This window comes from Stenotrophomonas sp. STEN023 (assembly GCF_056760135.1).
Window position 1 is genome coordinate 86,656 of the sequence record NZ_JBRREF010000003.1, and the last position, 26,594, is coordinate 113,249.

Below are 26,594 nucleotides of genomic sequence, written 5' to 3' on the forward strand. Positions count from 1 at the left end.
AACGCAGTATCAATACAGCGTGTGCGCGTGCTGACGTAACGAATGATTTGGCCTGCACGAGATCGTTATCAACTCGCCTAACGTGCATCCTTAGGTTGAGCAAGAAAGGACTCGCAGCTAAGTATCAGTTCCCGGCCATAAGCTTGAGAAGCATCCCAGACAGCCCCTCGTGTGACGGCAAGAAGCATATAGCCAGCGTGTGCGACCGCAACGATCAAAACCAAGCCCACCCTGCTACCTACAGGGCCAGCTGTATCGAATCCCAATCGCCAGAGAAACAGCAGGCAAACGCCGACGACGATGGCGTTTAGCCATAGCGCGATAGTTTTGACGCCAAGAAGATTCCTGCGAAACCCATACGTAATGTTTTCCGCGAATAGGATGGAGAACCGCTTCGAATCGCGAGTGTTCTGGCGGAGCCACGCCCCACACTGATCGTAGAAGCCATCTGCGGCCGACTTATCCAGCAGCTCAACCTCTGCATCGGGCGCTTGTACCCCGAGCTGGTCGGCCAAGAATGTTCGGTACCGATCCTTCAAACCAGAATCTATGGTTTTGTCACTTCTCCGAAACATGGTGATCGATGGCAGGCCGCCATGGTCAGCATATAGTCGGCGCTCGAGCTTTCGGCCGCGTGCGCGCGAAAGGTCCGCGATCGCGAACATGAGCGCAAGCATGCCAATAGACGCGATGGCGTTAGATAATCCAAGTGTGCTCCATGAAACCAGCAATGCAATGGCTGCAAGCGCCGGAGCTGCCGCGATGACGGCCGGGAAAAGCCGTGCACGGATGGAGTACGCGTCAAAGAACTTAGTTGGCTCCATCAAGGCGCTTCCACTTCATCAGCGAAGGGTTCCGCAGTTGCCGGAACTGCACCAGCATGGCCGCCGCCTTTTGACCATGACAGCCATTTTTCTCGAGTCGAGAAAACCGCGAATCCTCGCCGCATGAATGCGTTTGTGACTTGAGCTCGGGGATATTCAGTCTTGCTTGACCCCACTGAGCAAATTGCGGACCCGATGATTGTCCCCTTGGTCCGCTTTGGTCCGAGCCACCGATCCAGGACAGAAGGGGTAACGTTGCGCCTGCTTCCATGGTGTGGGACCTGCACGAATACTGGCCTAGCGAGGCCAAGCTGATGACCGTAATCGGCGGCTTCCGTTAACCCCAAGGGGCCGACGTCGGCCGTTAGCAGGACAGCATCTCCATCGAGCGCGGAGTACTGCACAACGCTACTTTCGTTGGATGCACTTGTCACCGAGTTGTTCGCAAGTGTTTCAATGTCCCAGGTCTCAAGAACTCTCTTGGCTTGGGCGAGCAAGGACTTAAGCAGTGGCACGGAGAGTGAAGCCGTCGCTTCGGTTGTGTATCTGTCCGGTGTCTTCCCGAAATCTGGTATCGAGTTGACATAGCGGTCCTTGGTCGGCGAAAGGACTGTGAACGCTCCGATCACTTGCCCCTGAAACACTTCGTGAATGACGGTGCCCTTGCGAGTTGCTAGCGTCTCAATTTCAACCAGGTATGGATGCCGCTCTTTGATGTCGTCAATCAGCCCTTGGAGCGTGAAGTTTCCGTGGAAATGGTGAAGAATCTGGTCAGCGTAGAGCCATGGTCGGTTCATCCACAAATGCTCGACTTCAAACCTCTCCATCACCCCCACCAGGCCAGCTGCGTGATCGTTGTCCGCATGCGAAAGCACCATGTGGTTGATGCGATAGCCTGGATAGTACGTGTCTATGTGATTGATGATTGTCTGAGCAGTTTTTGTGCTACCGCCATCGACAACATGTAGCCAATATCCGGTACCAGCCTCGCCGTACCTAATTACGATGGCATCCCCAGACCCTTCCCCTACGGGCAAGAAGTCAATCTCAAAGTCCATCCCTTTCCCCTGCTTCGATGGTTCAATCAGTCCGTGCGTCAGTTGTGTGCGCAGCTCAGGCATCGACTTTAGGCACAACTGCTGCGGAGCTTCGGGTCTGTGACCTCCCACTTTCAAGTTACGGCTTCCGCGGCAATTCCGGCCATGTGAGTTCCACTTGCCGCCTATCTGCTAATTCGGAAGCAAATCGGTTCCTCCCTGAATCCCAGGTTTGTCCTTTAGAGCAGGCTATCGGGGCCAATCCAACGAACAGTTGGGGAATCCCTCAAGTGTCACCCCGGGTTAGGCAGTAGGCCGGTCGCAGCAATGGTTGCGATCCTCGGTTCCCACGTGTCCGACCCCGGGACTAGACTTTCCAGTCCTGTGCGCACCTGTGTCGGATGTTCGTCCGTGCAGGCACGCAGTGGTTATTCCGCCCCAGCCCACTAAGCCCCCAGGCCGTTTTCGGCGGCTTCTGCGCCGTGGCGCACCAAGTCGTCGAACTCCGTCAAGTTGAGGCGACGAAGCGTCGTGGGGAAGGCCTTGGCGCGATCCGCCAGGGCCGCGTCCATCCCCTGTACTTGGCAGCCAATGAATACGAAGCCCCCTCGCTCGGGGGCTTGCTGTATGTAATTTACGAACGTTCGCACCCGCAGTGCGCGAGCTTGGTCAGACATGATGTCGGCCACGCGCTTGAGACGGAAAGGATTGATTGCGCGGCCGAGGGCATTGCTACCAAGGGGAAGCCCGGCATCGGAGACCAGGATGTAAAGGTCTTCCACCTTGGCGGCGTTACGTCCGGCATCGAAGTACGGCTCAAGGCCGAGGTTGTCGTAGACCCCGCCGTCGTATAGATGGATCGTTTGAAAGAGCGGTGGCACCGGGGCTTCGCTCCCCTTCGGGGCATCCCATTCGCGCTTGTTCCAGGTGAACTTGCTCGTCTCAATACTCAGCGGGCCGAAGCCGCCCGGGAACGCCGCGGAAACCGCCATCGCGTCCGCGAACGGATAGCGCCGCGCATCCGCGTAGCCGGTGAGATAGTCGCCGAGATCATGGCGTTTAAAGCGGAATCGACGACCATTCTCGGCATTGGTGCCGTTGATGGACCATTCCGGGCATGCGGGCAGGTCCCCTAGGGGCATCTTGGCGCCCCACTCGTGCTTTAGCGCCGCCGCGAGCAGGTTGGCGCGCGAGGCGATGAAGCGCCAGTTCCGCGGTCGGACCAATTGCCGGAGGGCGCCCCACTGCAAGCTTCGTCGAGAGAGACTGACTCGCAACCTAGGCAGAATCTCATCGAGAAACGCCTGCGAGCTCGGCCATTTGAGGTCGTTCTCCAACAGCACCAGGCCGACGATGAGGCTGCCGCCAGACACGCTCGACAGATGCGAGACGCGCTCGAGGAGGCCCTGCTCTGCCATGCGACGCAGCACGCCGAGGTGAAAGGCCATGGCGCGGATCCCTCCGCCAGAGAGCACGAGGGCGATGTCTTTCGTCGGAGGCCACCGCATTAGCCGACGGCTCCCGAGAGCACCCGGATGTCGTTCTCGCCGACGATCAGCTGCACCCCGGGCAGGCCATCTGCATCCATGCCCAATGCCAGGTGGATCAGTTGGTACACGTCGTCCGAGCTGGGCGCCGCCGAGTGGCCCCGAGGGTGGCTGTGCCATTCACCGACATACCCGACGACCCCGGCTGTGCGGCGCGATGCCTCCCCGACGGCCTCCTTCAGACCGTCGACACCACGTTCGAACGATCCTGCCGTACTGGTGCTGTCGGCCGGCGCCGGAAGCGCGGCCACCAGGACCAGCGCCCGGACGGTGAAGTCGTAGTAGCCCAGCAGTACCCCGCCAGTCTCGTTCGGTAGGGCACCAATGCGCAAAGTGCGAAGTTCCTGCTCCAGGCCGGCATCCAGATAAACCTGCAGGTCTCCGACCTCAAACGATCGCTCCTGGAAGGTCGGGACGTCGTGGACGTCCACGCCGCCATCCGCCCGGCGGTTCCAAACCCGGATCGCCGCGCCCTCTTGCGCCCTGAAGCGGGGCAGATCGTCGGCCAGTAGGCTTGCCATGAGCATCACCCGCGAATAGGGCAGCACCATGGATATATCACGACACCCCGCGCCGCTCCAGAATGCACCGAGGTGGCCTCCCAGATGCTCGCGACCCCAGTCGCTTTGAATGATGGCGCGGTAGTACTGCGCCTCAAGGGTTCGCAAGCGGATCGATCTCGCCACATCTTCTACCAAGGCAATCGCGCTGCCGGCGCTGGGCGTGAAGAAGGCAGACACATGTCGCGCCACACCTTCCAGGGTGCTCGCGTACCGGGGGTAATCCAGCGACGCCGATGCATCGACGACCCAGTCGGCCGTCCGCAGGGCCCCAAGGACGTCCTTGCGCTGCGGATCGCTGGCGCTCGCCACCAGCGAAGTCATCGGACCGGCTCCATGGTCGGCCCACGCCTGCAACAGGGCGACGGCCGCGGCCTTCGATTGGCCGATTTGATCTGCTTCCGCGGTATGACGCGACAAGTTGTGAGGACGAATGTGATCCTTATCTACGACCGTCCACAGGCCGTATCCCGCGCGGCCCCACAGCATCGCGAGCGCGCTTCCCAGCGATCCCGCACCGACGAGTACGCCCGAGGGATCGTCGTTGGAGGCCAAGCCAGACTGGGCGCGGGCAAGGTGGGGCGTGTTCTCGTTGAGGACCTCCAGGGGCTGCACGAGCAGGTCACGCCAGGTCGTTGGCGGCTGTTGGCCGAGAACACCGATGGCGCTGAAGATCTTGCCCTCGTGGCGCATCAACGCTCCGGTGGCTAGGCCGATTTCCAGCGCATCCTCCGTCAGCACGAATGCGCGATGATCGATGCGCTCTGGAGCGGCACCTTCCTCGCGGCACAAAGGAACATGGAGCAAGATGACGGTGAATGCGTTCTCGGTGGGAGTGACGACCCCCTGCGCATCGACCAAGGCTTGGAGCTGAGGTGTCAACGCCGAAAGCAGCGATGCCCCGCGCATCACGACCAAGTCCTCAAGTTGACCGAGCGTAGCCGGATTCAACTCGACGGCGCCGCCGACGATCGGCGACAAGGTGAGATCCACCAGCAGGCCGGTCGCACGCGCTTCGGAAGTCTTGGGGGTCAGGCGCAGGGTGTCGCCGCCGTCGGGCCGGCTGGCGGCACGAACCAGCATGAACTTCGTGCCCTGGCTGACAAGTGCATCGAAGTTCCACGGCAACACCAGCTCGTACTTCGAGGTGAAAAACAGACGGTCAAGCGGCTGGTCCGCCAAGTGCAGTTCGCCGCGTGCGTTCTTTTCCATCCACCACTGGATGCGGCGGAGGAACTGCTGCGGCGTCCACGTGCGCAGCACGGTCTCCGGGGGTTCAAAGTACAGACACAGCTGCGCGGGGGAGCCCTGCGGCTCCTGGTGCTGGTGCGCAAGGCGCGGAAACCCCTTGCGCAATGCGTACACCATGGGAAGCGCGCCAGGTTCGTCGGTGACCACGATCGCGAGTCGCTCCTGGAACTTCAGGCCGTACGCATTGTGCTTTGGCACGCCGTGGGTCTGGACGTCGACAAGCACGGCCTCGCGGGCCACGCGGTCCTTAGGCGGGAACCGCAACCAGCCTACGGGTACGAAGTCGCGGTGGCGCAACATCGCTTCCTGGAGGGCGATGGCGCGTGCCAAGGTCAGAGCTTCCGGACCCGCGAGTACCTTACCTAGGTCCAGCGTGTAGAACTCCACTTCAGCCGCGACCTGCGCGCGGCGGCCGCGAGGCGATGATTGCGGCGGCGCCAAGCGTCGTAGCGCGTTGCCAAGTGATGCCGCCGCGTTCGATGTCAAAAACGATGGGCTGCGGCTTGTAGGCGTTCGGCTCTTCCATGGTCACCAGGAAGGAACGCCCGCCAACTTCGCGCAGGTAGCGCTCGTACGCCTTGCGCGCCTGGATGTGAGGGGGCTGCGTCTGGTGGTACGACTCGGCGATGTCAGGCACCGGCTTGCTGCAGCTGACAATGTAAGAATCGGCCCGTCCCTTGCGCAACAAGTCCTTTACCAGCGGCGTCGGCGTGGTTTCCTGATCGCCTTTCTCGTCCGCCAGGGCCCGGTAGCTGCAGTGGTGGGGGATGTTGAAGAGGTCCCATTCAAGCCGGTCTTCATTGCCGTGGTATCGGCTGATTTCGATGATCTCTTCCATATCGCCGTACTCGGCGTCGCCCACCTCGAGATAGTCGTAGTACGCGCCGTCCACCTCAAAGCGCACGTTGAACACGAGCGCGGCAGAGTTGCGGATGATGTCGCCGTCGTCGCAATGCTTGATGAAGGGCGAGTGGCAGAAGAATTCAACCTCGTCCACGGCGAGCGAGAAACCCGGGACCAGCGTGCCGGCATCGACGAACAGGTGGTCGCGTGCCGAGGGCGACTCGCCCCGGGCCCTGAGCAGCGGCTCCAGCCAGTCCATCAGCGCCTGGGGCTTGGAGAACACCAGGATGTCGCGTCCCTCGAGCAGGCGATGGCGGGCTTCCTGTCGCAGGAGCACGAACTCTTCGGATTGCTGCTCCCGGGTAGCTTCCTCCAACAGCATCGCCGCCGGCACCCAGAGCTGCCGGATCTTGATGCGCCCGTCGCCTTGGTATCGCGCGGCATGCTGCAACTCGAAGAACTCGGTGCTGCCGCTGATGTGGTCGGCGTCGGCATGGGTGAACGCAACGACGTCGAAGTAGTCGCGATCGACCGCAGCAAGGTCGGCCTTGAGTCGTTTGTTGAGATCAATCTCCGGCGTTGCCTCGTCCTCCGCCTTGTAGCGGTGGCAGAAGTCGAAAAGGATGCGCCGCCCGAGGGCGAGCACGATCTGGGTGGTATCGCCGTTGCCGACGGGGTAGAAGATGACCTGATGTTTGCTGCTCATGGGGCCCTCCCGGGGCCGAGTCGGCGAATTGCAGAATGACGGTAACCCACGGACGTCGCACCGCCTGAGACAGCCGTCCCCAAGGGGTGGGGCGTTGGCCTGGGGTGACACCCAATCGCTTGGGGATGCCCAATTCGCGTTTCAAGGGGCGTGCTCCCTACTCCCGGCGCCGAGAGGTTGCTGCCTTCAATCCCAACGGCTGACCGAGGAGGCCGGTTTGAGCCTTCGTAATCTGTATAGCCATCGCTTACTCACCGGTGACGCCGTCCATAACAATGGGCTGTTGATGCTCTCGTGGCTTCTGCTTCGCATGACCTCGTTTATTTCCTGGGGAGTAGAGCGGCACCGCAAGCGGGCAGATCACGCCCGTGAGGACGCCGCTGCCGGCCCGTAGCGGGCGTTGCCCGTCATCAGGTTTAGTCGTCCTCTTGGATCGCTCCGGCGATGGCTCCCACCAGCCTGTCGACGAGACCAGGCTCTCGGGCATCCCATCCGAGGTCGGCAGGGGGATGGTCAACGCCAATGGCACGAAGCACAGAGTGGAATTCACAGAGATGATTGATCCAGCCGCGCCGGGTCCGGATCGCGAATTCGAAGGCGCTCGCGACGTCCACGATGTCCCCAGTCAGGAAGCCCACCCAGTCGGTGCGATAGACGATTCCGATGGGGAATCGTTCGCTGCGGCTTCGCCGCGTAGGCTCGATCAGATACAGCCATTTGTCCCGGCACCTCAGCTCGAAGATGAGCAGCTGCCTGGGTTTGATGCGCCGATCCGGCGTGGTGGCGGGCCGTTGGGGTGTCTTCGCGCTGGTGGCCTTGAGTTCAAAACGATGGGCTTTCTCCCGGGAGGGGAGAAAGCGCCCCACGCAGCGGGGATCGACCGTGTCCTGCAGGTGTGTCAGGACCTTTTCGAAGACGGGGCGCAGATCGCGGCCGAACGGGACGGCGTAGTCCCCAGGGAGGGGAGACATCTGATTTCCGGGCAGGACCACGGGAATGTTGGCCGCGTGGCTGCCGGGAACATCGGTCCCACCACTGTCGACCGGCCGAAACCCAGGCCGTCGCGGGTCGGCGGCGCCCGGGCCGACTTCGCTGGCGGTCTTGCGGGTGGACCTGAAGGCATCGGCCTCCAGATCGAGGGTCTGGACGTCTCTGGCGCGCAGCGGGTTGTAGCGACCATCGGTGGCTGAGGTCGCGACCGTCACGTTCGGCTTGGGAATCGGCTCGAGCCGAAAGGGGACGCCGGACGAAGGCGGGGAGACGGCCGCGCCCGGGTCCTCGGTGCCTGCCGGCTTGCGGCGCACAATGCCATCGTCAATTACCAGCTCCCGCCAGGGCGGCTGGGCGCTGTGCTGGGTCAACGCGACGATGAGGTAGCGCCGTGGCCCTCCCGGCGCACCCGGCAGCTCGCGGGTAATCACCTTCCACTTCGCCGTCCCGGCGTACGGAATCTCCACCCGGGGTAGGCCGGTACGCTGGGAGCCAGGTGCGGGCGACGAACCGGTGACGCGCAATCGGCGGAAGGCGTGGAACAGCAAGGAGAGCCCGCGCCGTCCCGGCTCTGAGAACCATAGTCTGGCCAGCCGAAAGGCGCCTTCATTGCTCATGAAGCGCGAGATCCGGAACTGGGCGGTGCCGCCCGGCCCATCCATCCACCGGCACTGATCGGGATGCCAGGCTTGGCGCGAGCGACCCGTCAGGGCCATGCTCTCGCTCACCCCACCCAGAATGCTGGGCAGCAATCGAGGGTCGAAGACGTAGTGCGTGCGAATGAGCTCGCTGACGGGGAGAACGTATTGCGCTCCGTCCGCAGCCCAGAACTGCCAGCCACCGGACGGGTGGGGAAATCGCCCGCCAAGCCAGTCCTCCGGCACGACGTCGCCAGCCGAGTCAGGGCAGACCCAGGTGGCGCCAATCGACAAGAGAGGCTCGATATCCCGAGGCGCGTCGGCCGCGGCCACAGCGGCCTTGCGATGCCACCGCGAACCGAGCATCAGAAGGGGCATGCGGTCCAGCGGCAGCCAAAGTCTCACCCTCTGACCTGACTCCGCCGCCAGCAGCGCATGGATCTCAAGGGGCCGTTGACGGGAGTCAGCCAGTTGCAGCGCGCCTAGCCAGCGCAGCTCATAGGTGGCGTCGCCTTCAGGCAGCTCCTTCATTTGCACGACCGCGCTTCGGGACACCCGTGCTAACCCTCAGACGCGAACCGAGTCGCCATCTGCCGTAGGACCGTGATGGACTTTTGCCGATGCTCCAGGGCAACGCGAACGCGCTTTTCGCGACCAAGCACATCCACGGTCAGCCAGTGACTTGCGCGAAGCTGGGTCACGTACAGCGAAGCAGTCGACAGACTTACCCCGGTGAGCGAGGCCAAATCCGAGATCGTCAGGCCAGGGTGCTGGGCTGCGAACATGAGAATCTGACCCCTCACCGGATTGACGAAGACCTCGACGAACGCAGCCGCACGCAGGGCGTCCTCTTGAACACGAACCGTGTCCGCCAACGGCAAGCGACTTGCTCGCGGCGTCGCGTCGACGGGGCGGTCGGGAGGCCTTCGCAACGACCTACGCTCCCACAGACGATCCCGGGCGTTGCCCGGGCGCCAGCGAACCATCATCCACGTTGAAGATCGATTGCGAAGAGCGAGACATAGCAATTTCAAGGGCAGTCGTAGCGCCATGGCGAGCCATGACCCCGGTACTTTGAAGGTCGGATCTGTCGGCCATCGCCACCGGCGATGGCCTCACAGTCATTAGGCAGGTATCTGGAAACCGATTTTCTTGAGTGCCTCGACGCAAGCATCTTGATCCTGCTGATAGTTTCCTCCGGAGATGCCGATCCCGCCGATCAATTTCCCGTCTTCCAGAATCGGATAGCCGCCGCCGACAGCGACCATCCGGGGGCGATAGGCCAGCGGCGCCACCTTTGGATCCTTGGTCACGTAGTCGTTCCAGATATGAGTCGGGTACCCGAACGAGGCGGAACTCCAGGCCTTGTCGATGGCAACATCAACGGTGAGGAACGGTGCGTCGTCGGTGCGCTCGAACGCGCGCAGGTTGCCGGTGGCGTCGACGACGGCAACGGCAGCTGGGATACCTATTGAGCGTGCCGCGGCGAGCGCCGCCGCAATGAGTGCGACTGCGGTTTCGCGGTTGATCGATGCGGTAGCAATGGACTTGGCCATCTGATTTCCTTAGCCGGCGGGAGATCCGGCCGGCTCTATTTGGGTTGGAAGGATATTTGGGGGTAGTCGTCAGAAGCCTTCGAGGACGATCTTGCCAATTGACGTACTACTTTCGATGAGTGCGTGAACTGTCTTCAGGTTGGCGGCATTGATCGGCGACAGTTTCCGGGTCAGCGTCGTTCGGATCTTGCCGTCATCCACCAGCACGGCCATCGCATCGAGGATCTTGCCTTGCTCACTCATGTCGGGCGTGCCATAGATCGACCTTGTGAACATCAGCTCGTGGTGAATCGACACCGCCTTGCGCTTGAACAACATGATGTCGAATACCTTGGGGTCGTCGATCAGTGCGAACCGTCCTTGCGGGGCGATCAGTTCGGCGATGTCGGCGGCATGCTTCTCGGTATGCGTCGTCGAAAAGACGAAAGCGGGAGCGCCAATGCCGAGCTCGGAAATCTGGGCCGCGAGGGGTCGGGAATGGTCGATGACATGATGTGCCCCGAGCCCCTTCACCCACGCCTGGGTGTCCGGCCGAGAGGCGGTGGCGATGACCGTGAGGTCCGTGCGTTGACGGGCGATCTGGATGGCGATCGAGCCGACGCCGCCGGCGCCGCCAATGATGAGGATCGCGGCGGCGGCACCCGGAACCCGTTTCGCCACATCCAGGCGATCGAACATCGCCTCCCATGCCGTCAACGTCGTCAACGGCAGCGCCGCCGCTTCTGCCCAGTCCAGCGACGTGGGCTTTTTACCGACAATCCGGGCGTCGACGAGATGGAACTGCGCGTTGGTGCCGCTCCGCGTGATCGATCCGGCGTAATAGACCTCGTCGCCGGCCTTGAACTGCGTCACGTCCGAGCCGACCTCGCGCACGATCCCGGCGGCATCCCATCCAAGCACCTTCCAATCACCATCCGCGGGCGGTGAGCTGCCGCGAACTTTGTAGTCAACTGGGTTGACGGAGACGGCCATCACCTCGACCAGGATGTCGTGTCCCGCAGAGACAGGCCGAGGCAAGTCGATATCAACCAGCGAGGCATTCTCGGCGATGGGTCCCGGAACCTTGTAACCGACTGCTTTCATGGGTGTCTCCAGCTTGATTAAGGTGCGATTGCAGTAGGAAGAACTGTGGCGCGTTTCGAAGTAATCATGTTTATTCCCTCGGTTGCGCTTCAGACTCATGGCCTTTCGCGCACCGAATACCCGCTTTGGACCTACGCGCCATCGCCACCTTCAATGGCCTGCGGCGCGGTCGCTCCAGGGAGTGCCAACTCCGAAAAGTGTTGGCGGATCAGATCCAGCTTGGGGTCGATGTAGAGGCGGCAGAAGGGTCTGCTCGGATCGGTTCGATAGTAGTTCTGGAAACGCTCGTCCGACGCCTTGAAGCTTCTGAACGGAATCACGAGGGTATGCACGGGCTTGCCTGACTGGTCGGCGAAACTGGCAATAGCTCGCTCGGCCTCAAGCCGCTGATGATCGTCAAAGAGGTAGATCGCGCTGCGGTACTTGCCTCGAGGGGAGCGCGCCCTCGTCGCGGAGTGCGTTCTGAGGTGCACCTCGCAAAGCGTTTCCAACTGAATTACTGTCGGATCAAAGGTGACGACTACGCCCTCTGCCCAGGTATCTGCCGGCGCGTCTGATTGGACAAATCCTTGGTCAACCTGACTGACGCCGCGCAACGATTGGAACACGCCTTCGGTGCACCAATGGCATCCCCCGCCAAAGCCAGCCTTTGCGATGGTCACAGTTCATACCTCGGTGCAATTCGACGCGTGGCTTTGCGCAGATCATTTCTCGGACCGGCGGCAGGACGCCTGTGCGTCATCGCTTATTCCTTCTGAACTATGGCTTGCAGGGGCAGAACGCGACGCTCCGCCCAGCGACGGCAACGTTTAGACGATGGGTTCATATCCGTCCGAAGTCCAATAACCAACGTCTATGCCTTCTATACCCTTGGCGGCACGCGGCGCCGTGGTGCGCTGGCATCTTCATGCGGACCCGTGGCCTGGGCGTCCTATCGCCCGTCAGGGGTCAGGACGAAACCCCAGCACGAATGCCACGACCTTTTGGGTGGACATTTCGCAGGGCTTGAGTGACGTCTGATCTGACGCAACCCGATAGAGATTGAAGCTGACAATGTCTGTCCCCGCCAACTCCCTTGCAAAGAGGCTGTTGCGACGACCATCCTCGGATCGCTTAACGGTCACGCCGAAACGGCGGCCTTCGTACGCGCCCTCGGCGTATCCCTCCCGCATCGCTTTGAAGGCGGCATCGAACTCGGTGTGCTCCATCTCAGCTCACTCGTGTTGATCGTCAGAACGCACATTGCTTCTAGGAACTCGTGGCAGCTGTAGCAGAGTAAACCGGGGGCAGCCCTCCAGCCGAGAGGCAGGGGCCAAGCCCATTGCAGTCGTGCCTTCCTGGCAGACATCCCATCCCCTTGGACTATCCCATCACTGCGGACAGCCGAAACGGTCTTTGCGAACTGCTTGGCCCGGACTGCAGTTGCTCAGTCTTGAGGTGGCGGCCGCGCGAGGAGCTCGTCAAGTCCGCCCGCGGCATCAAGATCAAATAGGTCGTCGCAGCCACCGACATGAGTGCCGTTGATGAAGATCTGCGGCACGGTGCCTCGGCCCGATGCTTCGACCATGGCCTGCCGGCGGGTTGGATCCGACCCGATATCGATCGATTTCCATTGCACGCCTTTCTCCTTAAGCAGCTCCATGGCCCGTCGGCAGTACGGGCACCAGCTCTTGGTGTACACGAGAACGTCTGGTTTCACGGTACGTATCCCTTAGTCGATAGTGGAGGCAGGGCCTGTCGCGCCCAGACCCGGGGGTTAGTCATAGACCTGCCGTGGAGTCGTCGTACGGCATCTCACAGCTCGCAGACCCAAAGTCACTCCGGGATGCCGCTAGCGGGTCGTTCGCATGTCACCTCAGCCGTTGGACCACTTTGGGCTATCCGCCAGCACGTCGGCGGTCGTCAGCATGCTTGCGCGGTCGATTTACTGATCTCCCATCCATGGGCGCTCGAGGAGTGCAACCGTGCCCTGACCGCCGTCGGCGCAAATGCTGACGATCGCGCGCGAGCCAGGAGGCATGGCCCAGAGCTCCTTCACCGCCTGGCTCAGGTCACGCGCGCCGGTCGCGCCAAACGGATGCCCAATGGCGACCGAGCCTCCGTTGGGATTGACACGGTCCCAATTGAAATCGCCCATAGCCGCCTGGACGCCGGCCTTTGTGCGCACCCACTCCGGGTCGGAAATAGCCGCCACGTTCGCCAGGACCTGGGACGCGAAGGCCTCGTGGATCTCCCAGAGCCCGATGTCGGCGAAGCTCAGTCGATTCCGGGCGAGCAGGCGAGGGATCCCATACGCCGGCGCCATGAGCAGACCTTCGGTATGGAAATCCACCGCAGACACCTCGTAGTCCACGAGCCGCGCGTAGGGCGTGCCCGTGGGGAGTCGGGCCAGTCCGGCCTTGGTGGCGACCCAGCAGCCGGCAGCGCCATCGGTGATCGGGGAGCTATTGCCCGCCGTCAGGCTCCCCTTTCCGCTGTCGCGATCAAAGACCGGCTTGAGTGCGGCAAGCCGTTCGGGCGACGTATCAGCCCGGGGATTCGCATCGCGCGCCAGCTCCGGCAGCGGGATCACGAGATCGTCGAAGAAGCCACGCTCCCATCCCGCCACGGCGCGCTGGTGACTCTTGAGCGCCCAGTCGTCCTGCGCCTCGCGTGTGACCTGCCAAGCCTTGGCCGTCTCCTCCATATGGTCGCCCATGGTCCGGCCGGTGATCCGGTTGGCCCAGCCCTTGGTGGGCAGCAGATAGTCGCGTGGGGTAAGGGCCTGGAGGGCGCCAAGTGCAGCCGCGGGATCGCGCGCAAACAGATCCGTGAGCCGCTTTGATGCATCTGCCGTCAGGGCGATTTGAGGGCGGCTCATGACTTCGGACCCGCCGACCATCGTGAGTTCCGTCCCCCCGCCCAGCATCCCCGCCGCCGCGAAGGTGGCCGTCATGCTGGTAGAGCAGGCCAGGACGACTGAGAACGCCGGTACCGTCGGACTGAGCTTGGCGTCAAGCCAGGTCTCGCGGGCGATGTTGCTCCAGCCCATGTTTGGGATCACGGTCCCCCAGACCAGCAAATCTGGCTCCGCCTGGGCTGCCATCGCCTTTACAACCGGAACGGACAGAGAGACAGCGTCATAGGCAGACAACGCCCCTCCACCGCGGCCGAAGGGGGTTCGAAGGCCAGCGGCTACGAAAACGGGTCCGGCGAAGCGAGTCATGTTGGTCTCCCACGTTCTTGAACTTGCGGAGGGGTTGGATGCATCAGGTGCGACTAGATAGGTACTAAGCGCTTACGCGGGTGCAACGGGTCCAGGGATCGTTTATCTGAACTTTATTTGCCAGCACCGGAGAATCTGTTTGAGCCTCTTCAAAATGGGAACGGCAATCTGCATCTGCCATCGGCAAGAACTTTCAGCCTGAATCCTGAGCTAGACGTCCAGACCCAGAGAGCCTGAATTTGATCCCCCACTAGCCGCCGTAACGCTCGGTTCTGACATTGGAGGCATCCAGGCCTGCCAGCAGAACCGCATCCGTCGCGATATTGACGAAGCCGTTGGATCCACAGACGAATACGTGTGTAGGCATTCGGTCGAGCCGAGCCAGGGTCTCCTGGACCATGGCGCCGTCGATCCGTCGCCCATAGTCCAAGCCGCGGGCCGGTCGCTCCCGCGTAATTGCCAAAGCCATAAGGAAGGCCGGATCGCTGGACTCGATCGAATGAAGCTCTTCCGAGAAGAGAACGTCCCTTGCGGTTCGCGCGGAGAGGAGCAACGCTGTCGGAACCGTTTGGGCAAGTGCGCGGCGCTGACGAATCATCGCCATCAACGGCACGAGGCCAGATCCTGCCCCGATCAGCAGCACGGCGTCTGCGGCAGGCTCTGGCCAAAGGAAATGGCCTCCCAGCGGACCACGAAGTTCTATTTCGTCCCCGACGGCTGCGACGTCGTGGAAAAAGGACGACACCTCACCATCGGGCAAAAGCTCAATAGCGATCTCTATGATCGAGCTTGCATTTGCAGATGACGCGATCGAGTAGCTACGCATTGCGCTGTAGCCATCGGGCGCGGTCAGCTTGACGTCGACGTGCTGCCCTGCGATGTGCACAAATGATCTGCTCAGCCGAAGGAACAAGCTCTTGATGGTCGGCGTTCGCTGCACGATCCCGACGATCACGCACGACTGCCACGGTATCTGCTGATCGCCGTTGTCAGTCATTTTTGTACCGTTGCTCGCGCCACGGATCGCCGTAGATGTGATAGCCGCGCAGTTCCCAAAAACCGGCCTCGTCACGCGTTGTGAACTGCAGAGCATTCACCCACTTGGCTGACTTCCAGAAGTAAAGGTGCGGCACCAGAAGCCGCGCAGGCCCCCCATGGTCGCGTGGCAGTGGCTTCCCGGCGTAGCTGAGCGCAACCATCGCCTTTCCCGAAAGCAGATCCACCAACGGAACATTTGTCGAGTACCCGTCGTAGCAGTGCGCCAGTACGAAGTCCGTGGGCCGGTCAAGGCCGGCGTCCGCAAGAACGTCCTCGATCAGCACGCCTTCCCACTCGGTATCGAGTTTGGACCAAGACGTGACACAGTGAATATCCCGAGTCACCTTGGTCTTCGGCAGGGCGTTGAACTGGTTCCAGTTCCACACCTTGGCGGGCTTCGGGCCGATCTTGACGGTGAATTTCCAATCGGCAGTATCAACGAGCGGCGTGGGTCCGGCTGACAGGACCGGAAAGCCTTGCTCGAGATGCTGCCCAGGCGGAACCCGATCCGCTTGATTGCTGCCCGAACCGCGGCCAGTGAATCCTCTGGTGACCATGGCGAACCTCCTTACGTGTCACGACAGAAAGGAACCGGTTTCATCACGAACCACTGTGCATTCCCTTCGCACAGGTCGCTGCCGGACGGGCAACCGGGTGAGGGCCAGAATAGCGGATGCCAAATATCAGTAGCTACCTTCCCCCGACGCAGCGAGCCACGCGCATCGCCTGGAAACCGTAGCATCCGATCGACACCATTGCCCAATAGCGACGGGCTATGTATTCGATAGCCTAGGCAGGGATTTGTGGCCTATCCCCGGTCAGCGTCTTAACAGCCGACAGCGTCCCTTTCCTTTGGCGGTATGGAACGGGGGAATGTCGCTCATGCCGCACAGCCCCTGATGTTCCGCCCCGGCGTGGACGCTCGGTCAATGCAGCGCCGTGCAAAGCTGAATTTCTCGATGGCGCGCCGCTGACCAAACTGCGCCGTCGCCTTGCGGCAATCAGGCATGGAGCCTATGTCGCGAAGCTATTTCAAATGTTTCGCGCTTACCTTCATAGTCTCAGGCGCGGTTCTTACGATTCCCGAGAACGCCTCGGCTTAAGTGCCGACTTGGCGGATCAAGCGTACGTGAGACAAACCGCAGGGGCCTTCGAGCGATCGGCTAGGGCTGCTCGCTCGGACATTTGCCAGGCATCTACATCAGCGGTGGAGAATCTAATGAACGTGTCCGAACGACAAGCACCTGAGCTTCGAGTGCAGCGATGGATTGGCGCCGACGGAGAGAAAATCGCACCTCTCAAACTGTCGGATCTGGGTGCAGGACCGAAGATCCTGTTCGCATTCCAAGACTGGTGCGGTGGCTGCCATTCTCATGGGTTCCCGACACTCCAAGCGCTGCATGCCGTCTTGAGCGACCAGGGCGTCGGATTTGCTGTGATCCAAACCGTATTTGAAGGAGCGCACGAGAACACCTTCGAGAGATTGCGACCGAACCAGGTCGAGTACGCGCTTCCTGTCGCATTTGGTCACGACGAGCCCCCGGCGGGATCGACGCATCCGACGTTCATGCAGGACTACCGAACCCGAGGAACGCCATGGTTCACGGTCATCGACGCGGGTGGTCGGATTATTCTCTCGGACTTCCGCCTGGATGTGGGTCGACTCGTGAAGGCATTGGAGCAGGGATAGTCAATGCGGCGATGGCTCACCCTGACCACTACCCACCTAGCGGTGCTCGCGCTAGGTTTTGGCGGCGGCATCTATGCCCTGCCTATCCTGACAGCTCCGGAAGCACCGGATGAAGAGGTACTTGATCGGGTCGCCGCGGAAACGCTCTACGCAGGGCGCTTCGTGCGCGACCTCAAAGGCAGCAATGGACTCCACTGGGGCGAAGGCGAGGTGCGTGTATCGCGCAGTCACATTGCGCACTTTGGGCGCCTAGCCCCAGGCCCCGACTACAAGCTCTATCTCGCCCCACGCTTTGTCGACACGGAGGAAGCTTTTCTCCGGGTCAAAGACGTATCGCGCCGCGTGGGCGATGTGAAGACGTTCAACGGCTTTCTCGTGGATGTGCCGACCGGCATTGATGTTCGCGACTACAACACGGTCGTCATCTGGTGCGAATCATTCAGCCAGTTCATCAGTGCCGCGGAGTACCAGGCCTCGCGTCATGATCAAGGCTGACAAGCGTGTCGGATCCCGCAGGCCGGGGTGTGACCCCGGCCTGGGATAGCTGGTTCTCAGAGGGCTCGCCCCGGATTCAGCACGAGCCAGGCAGCAGATTGGGAGTCGACCTACTCGACGCTTTCTACGGTGATTTTCCGGCCGTTGAACTGCACGGTCTCGCCCGCACGTGCGCCTTCAATGGCCTGGAAGATCGGCGCCATGGTGGAGATGCCCATAAGCACCTGCCCATGACAATTGAACTGGCTCGTTGAAACGGCAACCACAAAGTAGCGGCCGGACAACTTAACGACAGCGCCCTCGACGACGGTAGACTTCGGCCCGAAATCGATTGTTTCAAGCTTTTCAATTTTGTCCGCATAGTCATGGAGCTTGTCATCAAGCCCTTCCGCGAGGTCGCTCGCGATTTCCGCCTGAGCGTGCTCGTCATTCTCGATTGGCTCGCTTCGATCAAGCCGAGCCGTCGACACGTAGCCTAGATACGTGTCTCGAGCGCTCTTCAAGGCCGCCGTTTCCAACGACAGCATCGTCTCTCTGATGTGGTCTTTGTTCCAGTTCACAATCACCTCGCCTTGTATCGCTATTGGAGCCGTCTGCCCGTCAGGACTCGCCGGGGACCGCCGCGTAATTGAGCTTTGTCACCCCGCCCACGCGGCTATTCATCGCTGACAAAGTCCTCTCCTTGATAAGGAGCTCGTATCAACCTGGGGTCCCGGATGATGCTTGTGACAAGCCAAACATAGGTTTGCTCTGCGGTATCAAATCCAAGGATGCTGAAGGCACCGCCGAAGGGACATGCGGGAAAGTCGGGGAAGCCTTCCCGAAGGACGTAACGCTCGGGTTCTTGTTCAAACTCGCGCTTGTAGACCTTGCGCAGACCGTGCTTGCTCGGCACATCCTGGTCCCCTGTCGGCACCGTTTCTCGATGTGCCAAAAGCTGCTCGGAAAAGTCCGCATGGCAAATCTCGTCGAACACATCGAATGCGTCGATCAGCAGTCCCTTGTGCCCCGTATTTGGGTCCGTGATCGCGTAGATGTTTGAAGCATCCTCCGCATCGTCCCCACTCTCCAGGCGCAGCGCAGCGTCCACACGCATGGAGCAAGCATCCAGTTTCGATCCGAATTCGAGATCGACGAGATGGCCATCCTTGACACGATACTCGCGGTCGTATCCCTTGGCGACGTACGACTGCACTGCGCTTATGACATCGGTCACTTGGGTGTTCATTGAGGCGCCTTCATCTCGCGTTGAATGGAGCGTGCGCCCGCACGGGGCGTGCTGTGGACTGCCGGAGGACGGCGGAGATGTTGGGGTACAGAATTCAAAGCCACTTTGCCTTCTTGAAGCGCAAGAAGAGGATGAGGCAGGACGTCGCAATGAGCCCGATCACGACGAAGAATCCGTAGGTCGCATTCAGGCCGGGCATGTGCGTGAAGTTCATGCCATATATTCCAGCGATTGCTGCCGGAACTGCCAGTACAGCCGCCCAAGCCGCGAGCTGGCGGGTGATCCTACCCATCCTTTGCGCTTCCAGAAGACTGCTGAACTCAAAGACAGATGACAGGACCTGAAGCAGACCGTTAACCATGGTCTGCACGCGATCAACGTGGTCCGCGACATCGTTGAAGTACGGCCTCACATCGGCGCTGATGCAGGGAAAGTGCCCGCGAACCAGCTTTCTGACCAACTCGGCCATCGCTCCGAGCGTACGCTGGAAGTGGGTGAGCTCGCATCTCAGTGCAAAGATGCGGGCGACGTCTTCTCGTCCGAGAAAGTCGCCAAGTGACCGCCTTTCCATTGCCAGGACGTCATCCTCGATCATTTCAAAGATGGGCAGATACTGGTCGACAATCCGGTGCAGGATCGCGTGCAACACGTAGTCGACGCCCTTTCCCAACAGCGCCGGCGAAGCCTCGAGTTGCTTTCGAAGGGTACCTAGCTCTCCGGCGTGGCCGTGCCTTACGGTGATGAGATGATTGTGACCGGTGAAAATTGCCATCTTTCCGTAGCGGATCGTGTCGCCTACCAGCTCGGCGGTCTGGGCGACGACGTACAGCTCATCGTTGTAGACCTCGAGCTTGGGCGGGCACAGCGGGTGCATCGCATTATCGATGGCCACCGGATGGAGCTGATAGGTCGTCTGTATCGCGTGAAGCTCCTCGGCAGTGGGGTCGTGTAGCGCGATCCAACAGAAGTCCGATCGACTCTTATCCCATTGAACGTGCTCGTCGAGCGCGACGTCCCTGATTCGCTTACCTTCGTTGTAATAGCAGGCGGCAACGATGCTCATGCCGGCCTCGCAGGGATCTTCAGACCCCGCTGTACAGCTGGTCGAGCTAGCCCACGACCGAGCCAGGCTTGGATATTCGAATATTCGCTGAGGCCGACGATGTCGCCGGCAGCGTAGGTTTCAACCAGCGCATTTACCCAGCCCAGCGTTGCGATGTCCGCGATCGAATAGTCATCGACGATCCACTCGCGCCCTTCCAGCTGGCGATCAAGCACCCCTAGGAGTCGCTTGGATTCGTCGATATAGCGCTGTTGTGGGCGTTTATCTTCATAGTCCTTCCCGCCCCAGCGCAGGAAGAAGCCTAGCTGGCCGAACATCGGCCCGATGGCGGACATCTGGAAGAACACCCACGTCAGAGTTTCGTAGCGTTTGGCGGGTGCATTTGGGATGAGCTGGCCGGTTTTCTCGGCCAGGTAGATGAGGATGGCACCGGACTCCCAAACCGCAATGGGGCTCCCGCCAGGCCCTGCAGGATCGATGATTGCCGGGATCCGGCCGTTCGGATTCAAGGACACGAACGCCGGATCTTTTGACTCGTTTTTGGAGATATCGACCAAGTGGGGCTCGTACGGCAAGCCGGTCTCCTCCAGCATGATCGAGACCTTGACGCCATTGGGCGTGGGAGATGCGTAGAGTTGAATGCGCTCGGGATGAGATGCCGGCCAGCGCTTCGTGACCGGAAAGGACGAGAGATCTGACATGGTTCTGCGATCCTGGTGATGCGATGGCTGGGGACTGGAGAACTCAACCCTATCAGCACTGGGTTCGATAACCGCGCCGAAGAAGGGCGCGGTTATCGATGACTGCGAGGAGGGCGGGGGCTCAGGTCGCGACCCGCGAAGACGGTTCTGCCTCAGCCCCGGCCGATGCCCGCACAAGCCCCCCGCTTTAGCGCTTGGGAAGAACCCAGTTGGAACGGGGAAAGTGGCACGTATAGCCGCCTGGCCGATTCTCCAAATAGTTCTGGTGCTCCGGCTCGGCCTCCCAGAAATCGCTCACCGGCTCGACATCGGTGACCACCTTGCCATGCCATAGCCCGGAGGCATCCACATCGGCGATCGTGTCCTCGGCGACTCGTTTCTGCTCCGCGTCGACGTAGTAGATGGCCGACCGATAAGAGAGCCCGCGATCATTGCCCTGGCGGTTCTTTGTGGTCGGATCATGGATCTGGAAGAAGTACTCCAGGATATTCCGGTAGCTGGTCACTGCCGGGTCGAAGATGATCTCGATCCCCTCGGCATGCGTGCCGTGATTGCGGTACGTGGCGTTGGGAACATCGCCGCCGGTGTAACCAACACGTGTCGAGACGATGCCCGGCTGCTTGCGAATGAGATCTTGCATGCCCCAGAAACATCCGCCCGCGAGAACTGCGCGCTGATGCATGTTAAGCCTCCTTGATCTGATCGAGATACTCGCCGTATCCCTGGGCGGCCATCTCGTCACGCGGGATGAACCGAAGGGACGCGGAATTTATGCAGTACCGAAGGCCGCCGCGGTCGGACGGACCATCCGGGAACACATGGCCAAGATGACTGTCGGCATGTACCGACCTGACTTCCGTCCGCCTCATCCCATGGGCGCCGTCCTGAACCTCGTTCACGTTGGCCTGAACGATCGGCTTGGTAAAGCTGGGCCAGCCGGTGCCAGAATCGAACTTGTCCGTCGATGCGAAGAGCGGCTCTCCAGACACGACGTCGACGTAGATGCCAGGCTTCTTGTTGTCGTTGTGTTCGCCCGTGAATGGCCTTTCGGTACCCGCGTTTTGGGTGACCCAATGCTGCTCCGGGGTGAGACGGTCCAACGCTGTCTTTGACTTTTCAAACTTCACGATAGCCTCCGTTACGCATCCAGTGGGGCAGCCAAACTGTCGTTTGTGTTCCTAGTCAGTGCGACGACTATCGCAGCGCGCCTTGGATTTATCCAATACGTGCAACGTATCGCGGCGATAGCATTGAAGCACTTCGCGATCTGATTCACTTTTGTTCGCCGCAGGTCGCCCGCTGCTGATACCTTGAGTTGACCATCACAGGTTTGGCGAGCGCCCCGATGAGGCTCTTCGGGTGCCTTGGGAGCGCAACCGCCGGCCGTCTGCAGGAGGTTCGTTGGTATGGCGGAGACTAAGTTTGCGTTTGTTGGCGTGGGCGGCTCCCAGCTTTCCGGGCATCTTGAACCGCCGGAGGGAACGCCGCGTGGCTGGGCAATCTTCGCGCACTGCTTTACGTGCGGAAAGGACAGCCGCGCTGCCGTTTACATCTCTCGCGCATTGTCTCGTGCTGGTATCGGTGTTCTGCGATTTGATTTCGCCGGCATTGGAGCCGGGTCGGTAGAGCCCGTCAGCTTCGCGTCGGACGTCGAGGACATTCGTTTAGCCGCAATGGCGATGACGGAGGCGGGGATGCCGCCCTCCTTGCTTGTTGGGCACAGCCTGGGTGGAACCGCTTCGATCGTGGCCGCGGCCGAGCTGCCTGGCGTGGCGGCGGTGGCGACGATCGGCGCTCCCGCCGACCTAGAGCATATCCTGCGTTTTTTCCGGCCGATTGACCTGGATACCATCGCCAGCGAGGGCGAGGCATCAGCAGAGATTGCTGGCCGAACCTTCGTGGTTCGCCGCAGCTTCCTACAGGCGGTTGAGGCGTTTGACATCGAGAAATCCATCGCATCGCTCCGGCGTCCTGTGCTGGTCATGCATTCTCCGCTGGATCAGGTGGTCGGCATCGACCACGCGTCGCGCATCTTCGTCGCATCCAAACATCCCAAGAGCTTCTTCTCGCTCGACACAGCGGATCACCTGCTTACGAGTGCTGCCGACGCGAACTACGCCTCGGCTATGGTGGCCGCCTGGGCGAGCCGCTTCCTTCCACTTCTCAAGACTGATCTTCCGCAGGTCGAGGTTGCGAAGGGAGTTGTCGCCACCGAAACCCTTGCGGGAAAATTCCAGCTCGAGATCCGTAGCGGCGAGCATACGTTCTTCGCCGACGAGCCAGCGTCGGTCGGCGGTCTAGGAACCGGACTATCTCCCTACGAGCTTGTGTCTGCCGGCTTGGCGGCGTGTACGGTCATGACCATGCGTGTCTACGCAATTCGCAAGGGCTTTCCGCTCGAACGGGCGAGCACGACTGTGCAGCACGAGAGGGTGCCGGGCATGATGCCGCCCGACCGATTTACCCGCACCATCACCCTCGATGGCCCGCTGAACGATGATCAGCGTGCTCGGATTCTCGCGATCGCTGATCGATGCCCGGTTGATCTGACCCTAGTCCGGGGTTCTGACGTTCAGACGGAGCTTTCAAGCGGCACTGAGACTGCGGTACCCGCGCCAGACTGAAACAAGCGCCTACCGGCTGCGTCCATTAACACGGCCGTTTTACGCCAAGTGGGTTACGGATGTAGTTTGCGTCTACCGTACTTCCTTAGCTGGACCTATTTCTCAATGGGGCACGTGCGCGACTGCAATTTCACACCTCTCGACCGGCAGCAATACCTCGATCGAGCAACTCTGCGTCGACGGGACAGTCCGTACACCCCTCATGGCAGCAGAGGCGACATATCCGGTAAGAGTGTTCAAGACTCTCAAGACGAGCGCGGAGGACACGTGCAGAGAGCTGGCCCAGGATCTTCATCTCCTCGTGGGTCAGAACGGCCAGTCCCTCGGCGATGATTTGGTCCCTTGAGTTCAAGACGTCGTCGCTGACCGCCTTGCCAGCACCCGTTAGATAAAGTGCGCGTGTACGTCCGTCAGTGGGATGCTCCCGGCGCTCGATCAAGCCTTCCGTGACCAGACGGTCAACAAGTCGAACCGTTCCTGCATGGGAGAGACCCACGCCCGCGGCCAGCATACCTACTGACAGGCCTGGCTTGTGCGCTAGCAGTGCCAGCGCCGAGGCGGTGGGGCCTGCCTCGGGCGCACGCGAAGAACTGGCGCGAATGACGTCGTCGCTGATCATCAGCGCGAACGCCCCAAAGACATTGCGATCTTGGAGTTGAGTCATGGAGACCATATATATGTCCACCGCGCATAGACTGCAAGGGAATAGTGATGCTTTTAGGGCATCCGGGAACAGGGGCTAAGCGTATGCGTCCTGTCTTTTGTGCATATAAACAGTGAGTTGGGTGACCCCGCGGAGACCAGCCCGTCCGATGCGATTGGTATTGGCAATGCCTATCAGCTATGGACTCCTGATCCACTCCAGACACTATATGCACGCCGCATATAGATACGAACGATGACTGGACCCGTCGGAGGACGGGCGCTGGCCAGACCCCCTGCCCTCGGGAGGCCGACCACCAGGTCGGCGGATTACGCAGCCAGTTGCTAAGAGGAAGGAGGGGGCATTGCCTCCTGTACGCGGCGGAACCGGGTAACGGTTTGCTTCAGATCCGAATCAGATCAGGGCGTAGCGAGATGAGTGCGCCAAGGCGTGGCTTGTCAGGCACTTGGAAATTGCGGCGGCGCGGATGGCCTATGAGGGGCAGCGCTGAAATGAGGTCGCGCAATTATGTGCCGCTGCGCTGTCCTTAGCGTGTGAGGACTCGTGGACGCGGAGCTGCTGCCCAAGCCGCGCGTCTTGCAGGGAATCTGAACTAGCTGCCCGTTTGCCACGTAGTGACTGCCCGTTGCATCGACCAGGCGGTTGGTCAGTGACCCGTGTCTTCGCCAGCAGCGTCCGCCGTAGCGTGCGTTGTCCCGGGCTTGTGATGCGCCGGTGCGTAGATGGTGTAGAGCTGCATAGACGCTTGGCCGATATTGGAGATGTTGTGCCAGGTCCCGGCGGGCACCAGCACGCACCATCCATCGGACACCTCTTGGTCGAAGGTGAGTTCATCCTTCTGCGGCCCCATCTGGATCCGACCCCGTCCACCGTCGAGCCGGAGGAACTGATCGGTATCGGCGTGCATCTCGAGGCCAATGTCGCTTCCCGGTGGAATGGACATCAGGGTCAACTGCAGATAGCTGCCACTCCATCTCACCGAACGATAGTTCGGATTATTGATGGTCTCACTCTCGAGATCGAACGCATGGGGCGCTGGGCCCAAGTCTGGAGTCTTCACGATCTCTCGTCCCAATGAATGAAGGTGGCGCCTACTGCCCCTTTCCTTCGCAGTGCCGAAGTTTGCGGGTGCAGGAAAGATGCGCTGCGCGGAGTGCGCAGTTACCTCGCTTCCAGCAAATACGCGACAATCTCCCCTCGCTTCTTCGCGTCTTGAACTCCCCGCGGGAAAAGGCCGCCCATTCGATTTCCAGGAATAAGTTCCTTGGGCTTCTCGATATGACTGGCGAGGTTCTCTGCGGTCCAAATCACTTCGGAGCTCGACATCGCAGGGGAGTATGCGTATCCGGCTGATGTCCCGGCCTTTCGGCCCGCCACGCCTGCCAGGGAAGGGCCTATCCCGCTTTCACCTGGGGTCATTGAGTGGCAAGAGGAACAATAAATCTCGAACGTGACCTTGCCGGCTGCCACGTCGCTGTCCGTATCCTGCGCTACGCCGACGACGTCGCCGCCCGCCTCCTGCGCTCCGGCGCCGCCGTGCCTGGCGGCACCGGCTTCAGGCTCGCCGACGATGATGTCCTTTGGAACCGTTGCCTGGGCGTTGGGGCCGAGCGCCGGGTAAGCGTAGCTATATACCCAATCCGACTGCATCGCCGGAACGTGGCAACCTTTGCAATCCGCCTGGTAATTGGTCGATATCTGCTTCTTGGTGGCTGGATCAAACTCTGCCCAACCCCAACCATCACCCCACAGCGGATTCGATGGAAAGCGTTCGTTTGCATCCTTGACCATCAGAAACCACGTTTTGGTCTCATTGGCCCAGAACGCGTTACCGGTTGTATGTTTGGAGCCAACGGCCAACGTGACTTCCTTAACCAGCACGGCGCCATCAAGGAATCTGCCGGTCTCGTTGAAGTTAACCACGTCAATGGGGCGTGCATAGACGGAGTGGATGTCTGCCACTCCGCCATCACCCGTGACCGCCCAGGACCCAATGAACACAAACCCGCTTGGGAAATTGGCCGGAAACCCGATGTCTCCTGTTTTGCTGACGAAAGACGAGTACGGGTCCAGTTCCGCCTGTACGGGGTCACTCTGTTTGCACCCCCCTGTGCAAAGCAGTGCGGCGATCGCGACAATGCTCCCCGCTGCCATCCGCAAACCGATTCTGCTCATGCGACTCGCCCCCACTTCGTTCCCGCGCGCTCCCCATCCCGCGAAGAGGGCAGTCCATAACAGCCCTCTTCGCATGGACGATGCATGTCAGTTCGCAGCGACAGGCAGAGGTAGCGGGGCGAGGATCGATTCGTAGAGTTTGACGTAGACCATGTCTTCGTCGGCGTTGGCGATGTGGCAACCAGCGCACTCACCAACCGGCTTGACGGCTGCTTCCGCAAGATACGGGGGGGGTGCGTGATTGAAGTTGAAGTAGCCCCAATTGTTTGTATCCGCGAAGCGCTTGCTGTCTTTCACGGAGACATCCAGACCATTAACCGCACCTGGGAAGTAGCCGCGACCAGAAGGCAAAACGCGCGAGCCATCGGGGAAATCGCCTTTGGGATCGTCAACCAGTTGCAGTTCCTTGATCATCATCGTGCCTTCCGGCCACTTTCCGGTTTCCCGGTATGCCTTGAACGCCGCCGGCTGGACATAGACATTGTGGAATTCCGGGAAGTTCGATTTTCCATCATTCAGGCCATGCGGTGTCAAAGGAGCTCCGATGAAGACCATCTCCCGGAAATGAATCGCCCCGGCTTCTCCGGAGGCCATTTCGTTTGAGTCACGCCGCGATGGCGTGACCCGTGTTGCCGGCGTAGTACGCCGCCTCCGCTTCCGCCGGGGGTATGTTGCC

The 26,594-nt window shown here is 60.8% G+C and carries 27 protein-coding genes; 3 read left to right on the plus strand and 24 right to left on the minus strand.

Annotation, left to right across the window (positions count from 1 at the left end):
• Window positions 1-77: 77 nt before the first annotated feature.
• The 14 genes from ACVOLV_RS01300 to ACVOLV_RS01365 all read right to left on the minus strand — a co-directional run bounded on the left by ACVOLV_RS01300 (window position 78) and on the right by ACVOLV_RS01365 (window position 15,835).
• Window positions 78-827: a hypothetical protein gene (locus tag ACVOLV_RS01300; RefSeq protein WP_454259260.1), complete on the minus strand. Its 750-nt coding sequence runs from the start codon at window positions 825-827 to the stop codon at window positions 78-80.
• Entirely contained in the window at window positions 824-1,882 is a 1,059-nt protein-coding gene (locus ACVOLV_RS01305; protein ID WP_481528096.1) for a ComEC/Rec2 family competence protein, read from the minus strand. Before ACVOLV_RS01305 ends, ACVOLV_RS01300 begins: the two co-directional genes overlap by 4 nt.
• 425 nt (window positions 1,883-2,307) lie before the next feature.
• Window positions 2,308-3,369 (minus strand): patatin-like phospholipase family protein, encoded by a 1,062-nt coding sequence (locus tag ACVOLV_RS01310; RefSeq protein WP_481528097.1) that lies wholly within the window; start codon window positions 3,367-3,369, stop codon window positions 2,308-2,310.
• Window positions 3,369-5,549 carry a ThiF family adenylyltransferase gene (locus ACVOLV_RS01315; protein ID WP_481528098.1) on the minus strand — a complete coding sequence of 727 codons (2,181 nt, stop codon included), beginning with the start codon at window positions 5,547-5,549 and terminating at the stop codon, window positions 3,369-3,371. Before ACVOLV_RS01315 ends, ACVOLV_RS01310 begins: the two co-directional genes overlap by 1 nt.
• A 58-nt stretch (window positions 5,550-5,607) precedes the next feature.
• Window positions 5,608-6,768, minus strand: a complete 1,161-nt coding sequence (locus ACVOLV_RS01320; protein ID WP_481528099.1) for a ComEC/Rec2 family competence protein — start codon at window positions 6,766-6,768, stop codon at window positions 5,608-5,610.
• 416 nt (window positions 6,769-7,184) lie between these two features.
• Entirely contained in the window at window positions 7,185-8,927 is a 1,743-nt protein-coding gene (locus ACVOLV_RS01325) for a hypothetical protein (protein WP_481528100.1), read from the minus strand.
• 593 nt (window positions 8,928-9,520) lie between these two features.
• Complete coding sequence (locus ACVOLV_RS01330) at window positions 9,521-9,952, minus strand: GlcG/HbpS family heme-binding protein (RefSeq protein WP_481528101.1); 432 nt, start codon at window positions 9,950-9,952, stop codon at window positions 9,521-9,523.
• Window positions 9,953-10,021: 69 nt separating this feature from the next.
• Window positions 10,022-11,035 carry a zinc-binding alcohol dehydrogenase family protein gene (locus ACVOLV_RS01335; protein ID WP_481528113.1) on the minus strand — a complete coding sequence of 338 codons (1,014 nt, stop codon included), beginning with the start codon at window positions 11,033-11,035 and terminating at the stop codon, window positions 10,022-10,024.
• Window positions 11,036-11,166: 131 nt separating this feature from the next.
• The gene (locus ACVOLV_RS01340) at window positions 11,167-11,697 is read right to left on the minus strand and encodes a peptide-methionine (S)-S-oxide reductase (protein WP_435751813.1); all 531 of its coding nucleotides are present in this window, start codon (window positions 11,695-11,697) and stop codon (window positions 11,167-11,169) included.
• A 279-nt stretch (window positions 11,698-11,976) separates the two neighbouring features.
• Window positions 11,977-12,243 (minus strand): hypothetical protein, encoded by a 267-nt coding sequence (locus ACVOLV_RS01345; RefSeq protein ID WP_435751812.1) that lies wholly within the window; start codon window positions 12,241-12,243, stop codon window positions 11,977-11,979.
• A gap of 218 nt (window positions 12,244-12,461) precedes the next feature.
• On the minus strand, window positions 12,462-12,734 hold the full coding sequence (gene grxC, locus ACVOLV_RS01350; RefSeq protein WP_082393812.1) for a glutaredoxin 3: 273 nt from the start codon (window positions 12,732-12,734) through the stop codon (window positions 12,462-12,464).
• A gap of 225 nt (window positions 12,735-12,959) precedes the next feature.
• Complete coding sequence (locus tag ACVOLV_RS01355; protein ID WP_481528102.1) at window positions 12,960-14,240, minus strand: thiolase family protein; 1,281 nt, start codon at window positions 14,238-14,240, stop codon at window positions 12,960-12,962.
• A 250-nt stretch (window positions 14,241-14,490) separates the two neighbouring features.
• Window positions 14,491-15,237 (minus strand): FAD-binding oxidoreductase, encoded by a 747-nt coding sequence (locus tag ACVOLV_RS01360; RefSeq protein WP_481528103.1) that lies wholly within the window; start codon window positions 15,235-15,237, stop codon window positions 14,491-14,493.
• Complete coding sequence (locus ACVOLV_RS01365) at window positions 15,230-15,835, minus strand: sulfite oxidase-like oxidoreductase (RefSeq protein WP_481528104.1); 606 nt, start codon at window positions 15,833-15,835, stop codon at window positions 15,230-15,232. The genes ACVOLV_RS01360 and ACVOLV_RS01365 overlap by 8 nt, the downstream gene beginning before the upstream one ends.
• 662 nt (window positions 15,836-16,497) lie before the next feature.
• Between ACVOLV_RS01365 and ACVOLV_RS01370 the strand changes: the two genes are divergently transcribed.
• Both ACVOLV_RS01370 and ACVOLV_RS01375 read left to right on the plus strand, forming a co-directional pair.
• Complete coding sequence (locus tag ACVOLV_RS01370; protein WP_054662478.1) at window positions 16,498-16,968, plus strand: peroxiredoxin family protein; 471 nt, start codon at window positions 16,498-16,500, stop codon at window positions 16,966-16,968.
• 3 nt (window positions 16,969-16,971) lie between these two features.
• Window positions 16,972-17,463 (plus strand): DM13 domain-containing protein, encoded by a 492-nt coding sequence (locus tag ACVOLV_RS01375; RefSeq protein WP_481528105.1) that lies wholly within the window; start codon window positions 16,972-16,974, stop codon window positions 17,461-17,463.
• A 110-nt stretch (window positions 17,464-17,573) separates the two neighbouring features.
• Here the strand turns inward: ACVOLV_RS01375 and ACVOLV_RS01380 are convergent, their stop codons facing one another.
• From ACVOLV_RS01380 to msrB, 6 genes are all read right to left on the minus strand, one after another.
• Window positions 17,574-18,023, minus strand: coding sequence for a hypothetical protein (locus tag ACVOLV_RS01380; protein WP_481528106.1), 450 nt, complete (start codon window positions 18,021-18,023; stop codon window positions 17,574-17,576).
• Window positions 18,024-18,118: 95 nt separating this feature from the next.
• Window positions 18,119-18,691: a hypothetical protein gene (locus tag ACVOLV_RS01385; RefSeq protein WP_481528107.1), complete on the minus strand. Its 573-nt coding sequence runs from the start codon at window positions 18,689-18,691 to the stop codon at window positions 18,119-18,121.
• Between the two features lie 94 nt (window positions 18,692-18,785).
• Window positions 18,786-19,754 (minus strand): magnesium and cobalt transport protein CorA, encoded by a 969-nt coding sequence (locus tag ACVOLV_RS01390; protein WP_481528108.1) that lies wholly within the window; start codon window positions 19,752-19,754, stop codon window positions 18,786-18,788.
• Complete coding sequence (locus ACVOLV_RS01395) at window positions 19,751-20,455, minus strand: glutathione S-transferase N-terminal domain-containing protein (protein WP_454259017.1); 705 nt, start codon at window positions 20,453-20,455, stop codon at window positions 19,751-19,753. Before ACVOLV_RS01395 ends, ACVOLV_RS01390 begins: the two co-directional genes overlap by 4 nt.
• A gap of 187 nt (window positions 20,456-20,642) precedes the next feature.
• Window positions 20,643-21,137, minus strand: a complete 495-nt coding sequence (msrA, locus tag ACVOLV_RS01400; protein ID WP_005411419.1) for a peptide-methionine (S)-S-oxide reductase MsrA — start codon at window positions 21,135-21,137, stop codon at window positions 20,643-20,645.
• 1 nt (window position 21,138) lies between these two features.
• On the minus strand, window positions 21,139-21,582 hold the full coding sequence (gene msrB, locus ACVOLV_RS01405; RefSeq protein WP_481528109.1) for a peptide-methionine (R)-S-oxide reductase MsrB: 444 nt from the start codon (window positions 21,580-21,582) through the stop codon (window positions 21,139-21,141).
• Between the two features lie 279 nt (window positions 21,583-21,861).
• Between msrB and ACVOLV_RS01410 the strand changes: the two genes are divergently transcribed.
• Window positions 21,862-23,079 carry a bifunctional alpha/beta hydrolase/OsmC family protein gene (locus ACVOLV_RS01410; protein WP_279704282.1) on the plus strand — a complete coding sequence of 406 codons (1,218 nt, stop codon included), beginning with the start codon at window positions 21,862-21,864 and terminating at the stop codon, window positions 23,077-23,079.
• Between the two features lie 130 nt (window positions 23,080-23,209).
• Here the strand turns inward: ACVOLV_RS01410 and ACVOLV_RS01415 are convergent, their stop codons facing one another.
• From ACVOLV_RS01415 to ACVOLV_RS01430, 4 genes are all read right to left on the minus strand, one after another.
• Window positions 23,210-23,752, minus strand: coding sequence for a MarR family winged helix-turn-helix transcriptional regulator (locus tag ACVOLV_RS01415; RefSeq protein ID WP_481509472.1), 543 nt, complete (start codon window positions 23,750-23,752; stop codon window positions 23,210-23,212).
• Window positions 23,753-24,389: 637 nt separating this feature from the next.
• Window positions 24,390-24,803, minus strand: coding sequence for a cupin domain-containing protein (locus ACVOLV_RS01420; protein ID WP_279704280.1), 414 nt, complete (start codon window positions 24,801-24,803; stop codon window positions 24,390-24,392).
• A 101-nt stretch (window positions 24,804-24,904) separates the two neighbouring features.
• Window positions 24,905-25,918, minus strand: a complete 1,014-nt coding sequence (locus ACVOLV_RS01425) for a cytochrome P460 family protein (RefSeq protein WP_481528110.1) — start codon at window positions 25,916-25,918, stop codon at window positions 24,905-24,907.
• A gap of 87 nt (window positions 25,919-26,005) precedes the next feature.
• Window positions 26,006-26,594 (minus strand): cytochrome P460 family protein (locus ACVOLV_RS01430; protein WP_481552794.1); only part of this gene is annotated, 589 nt, incomplete at its 5' end.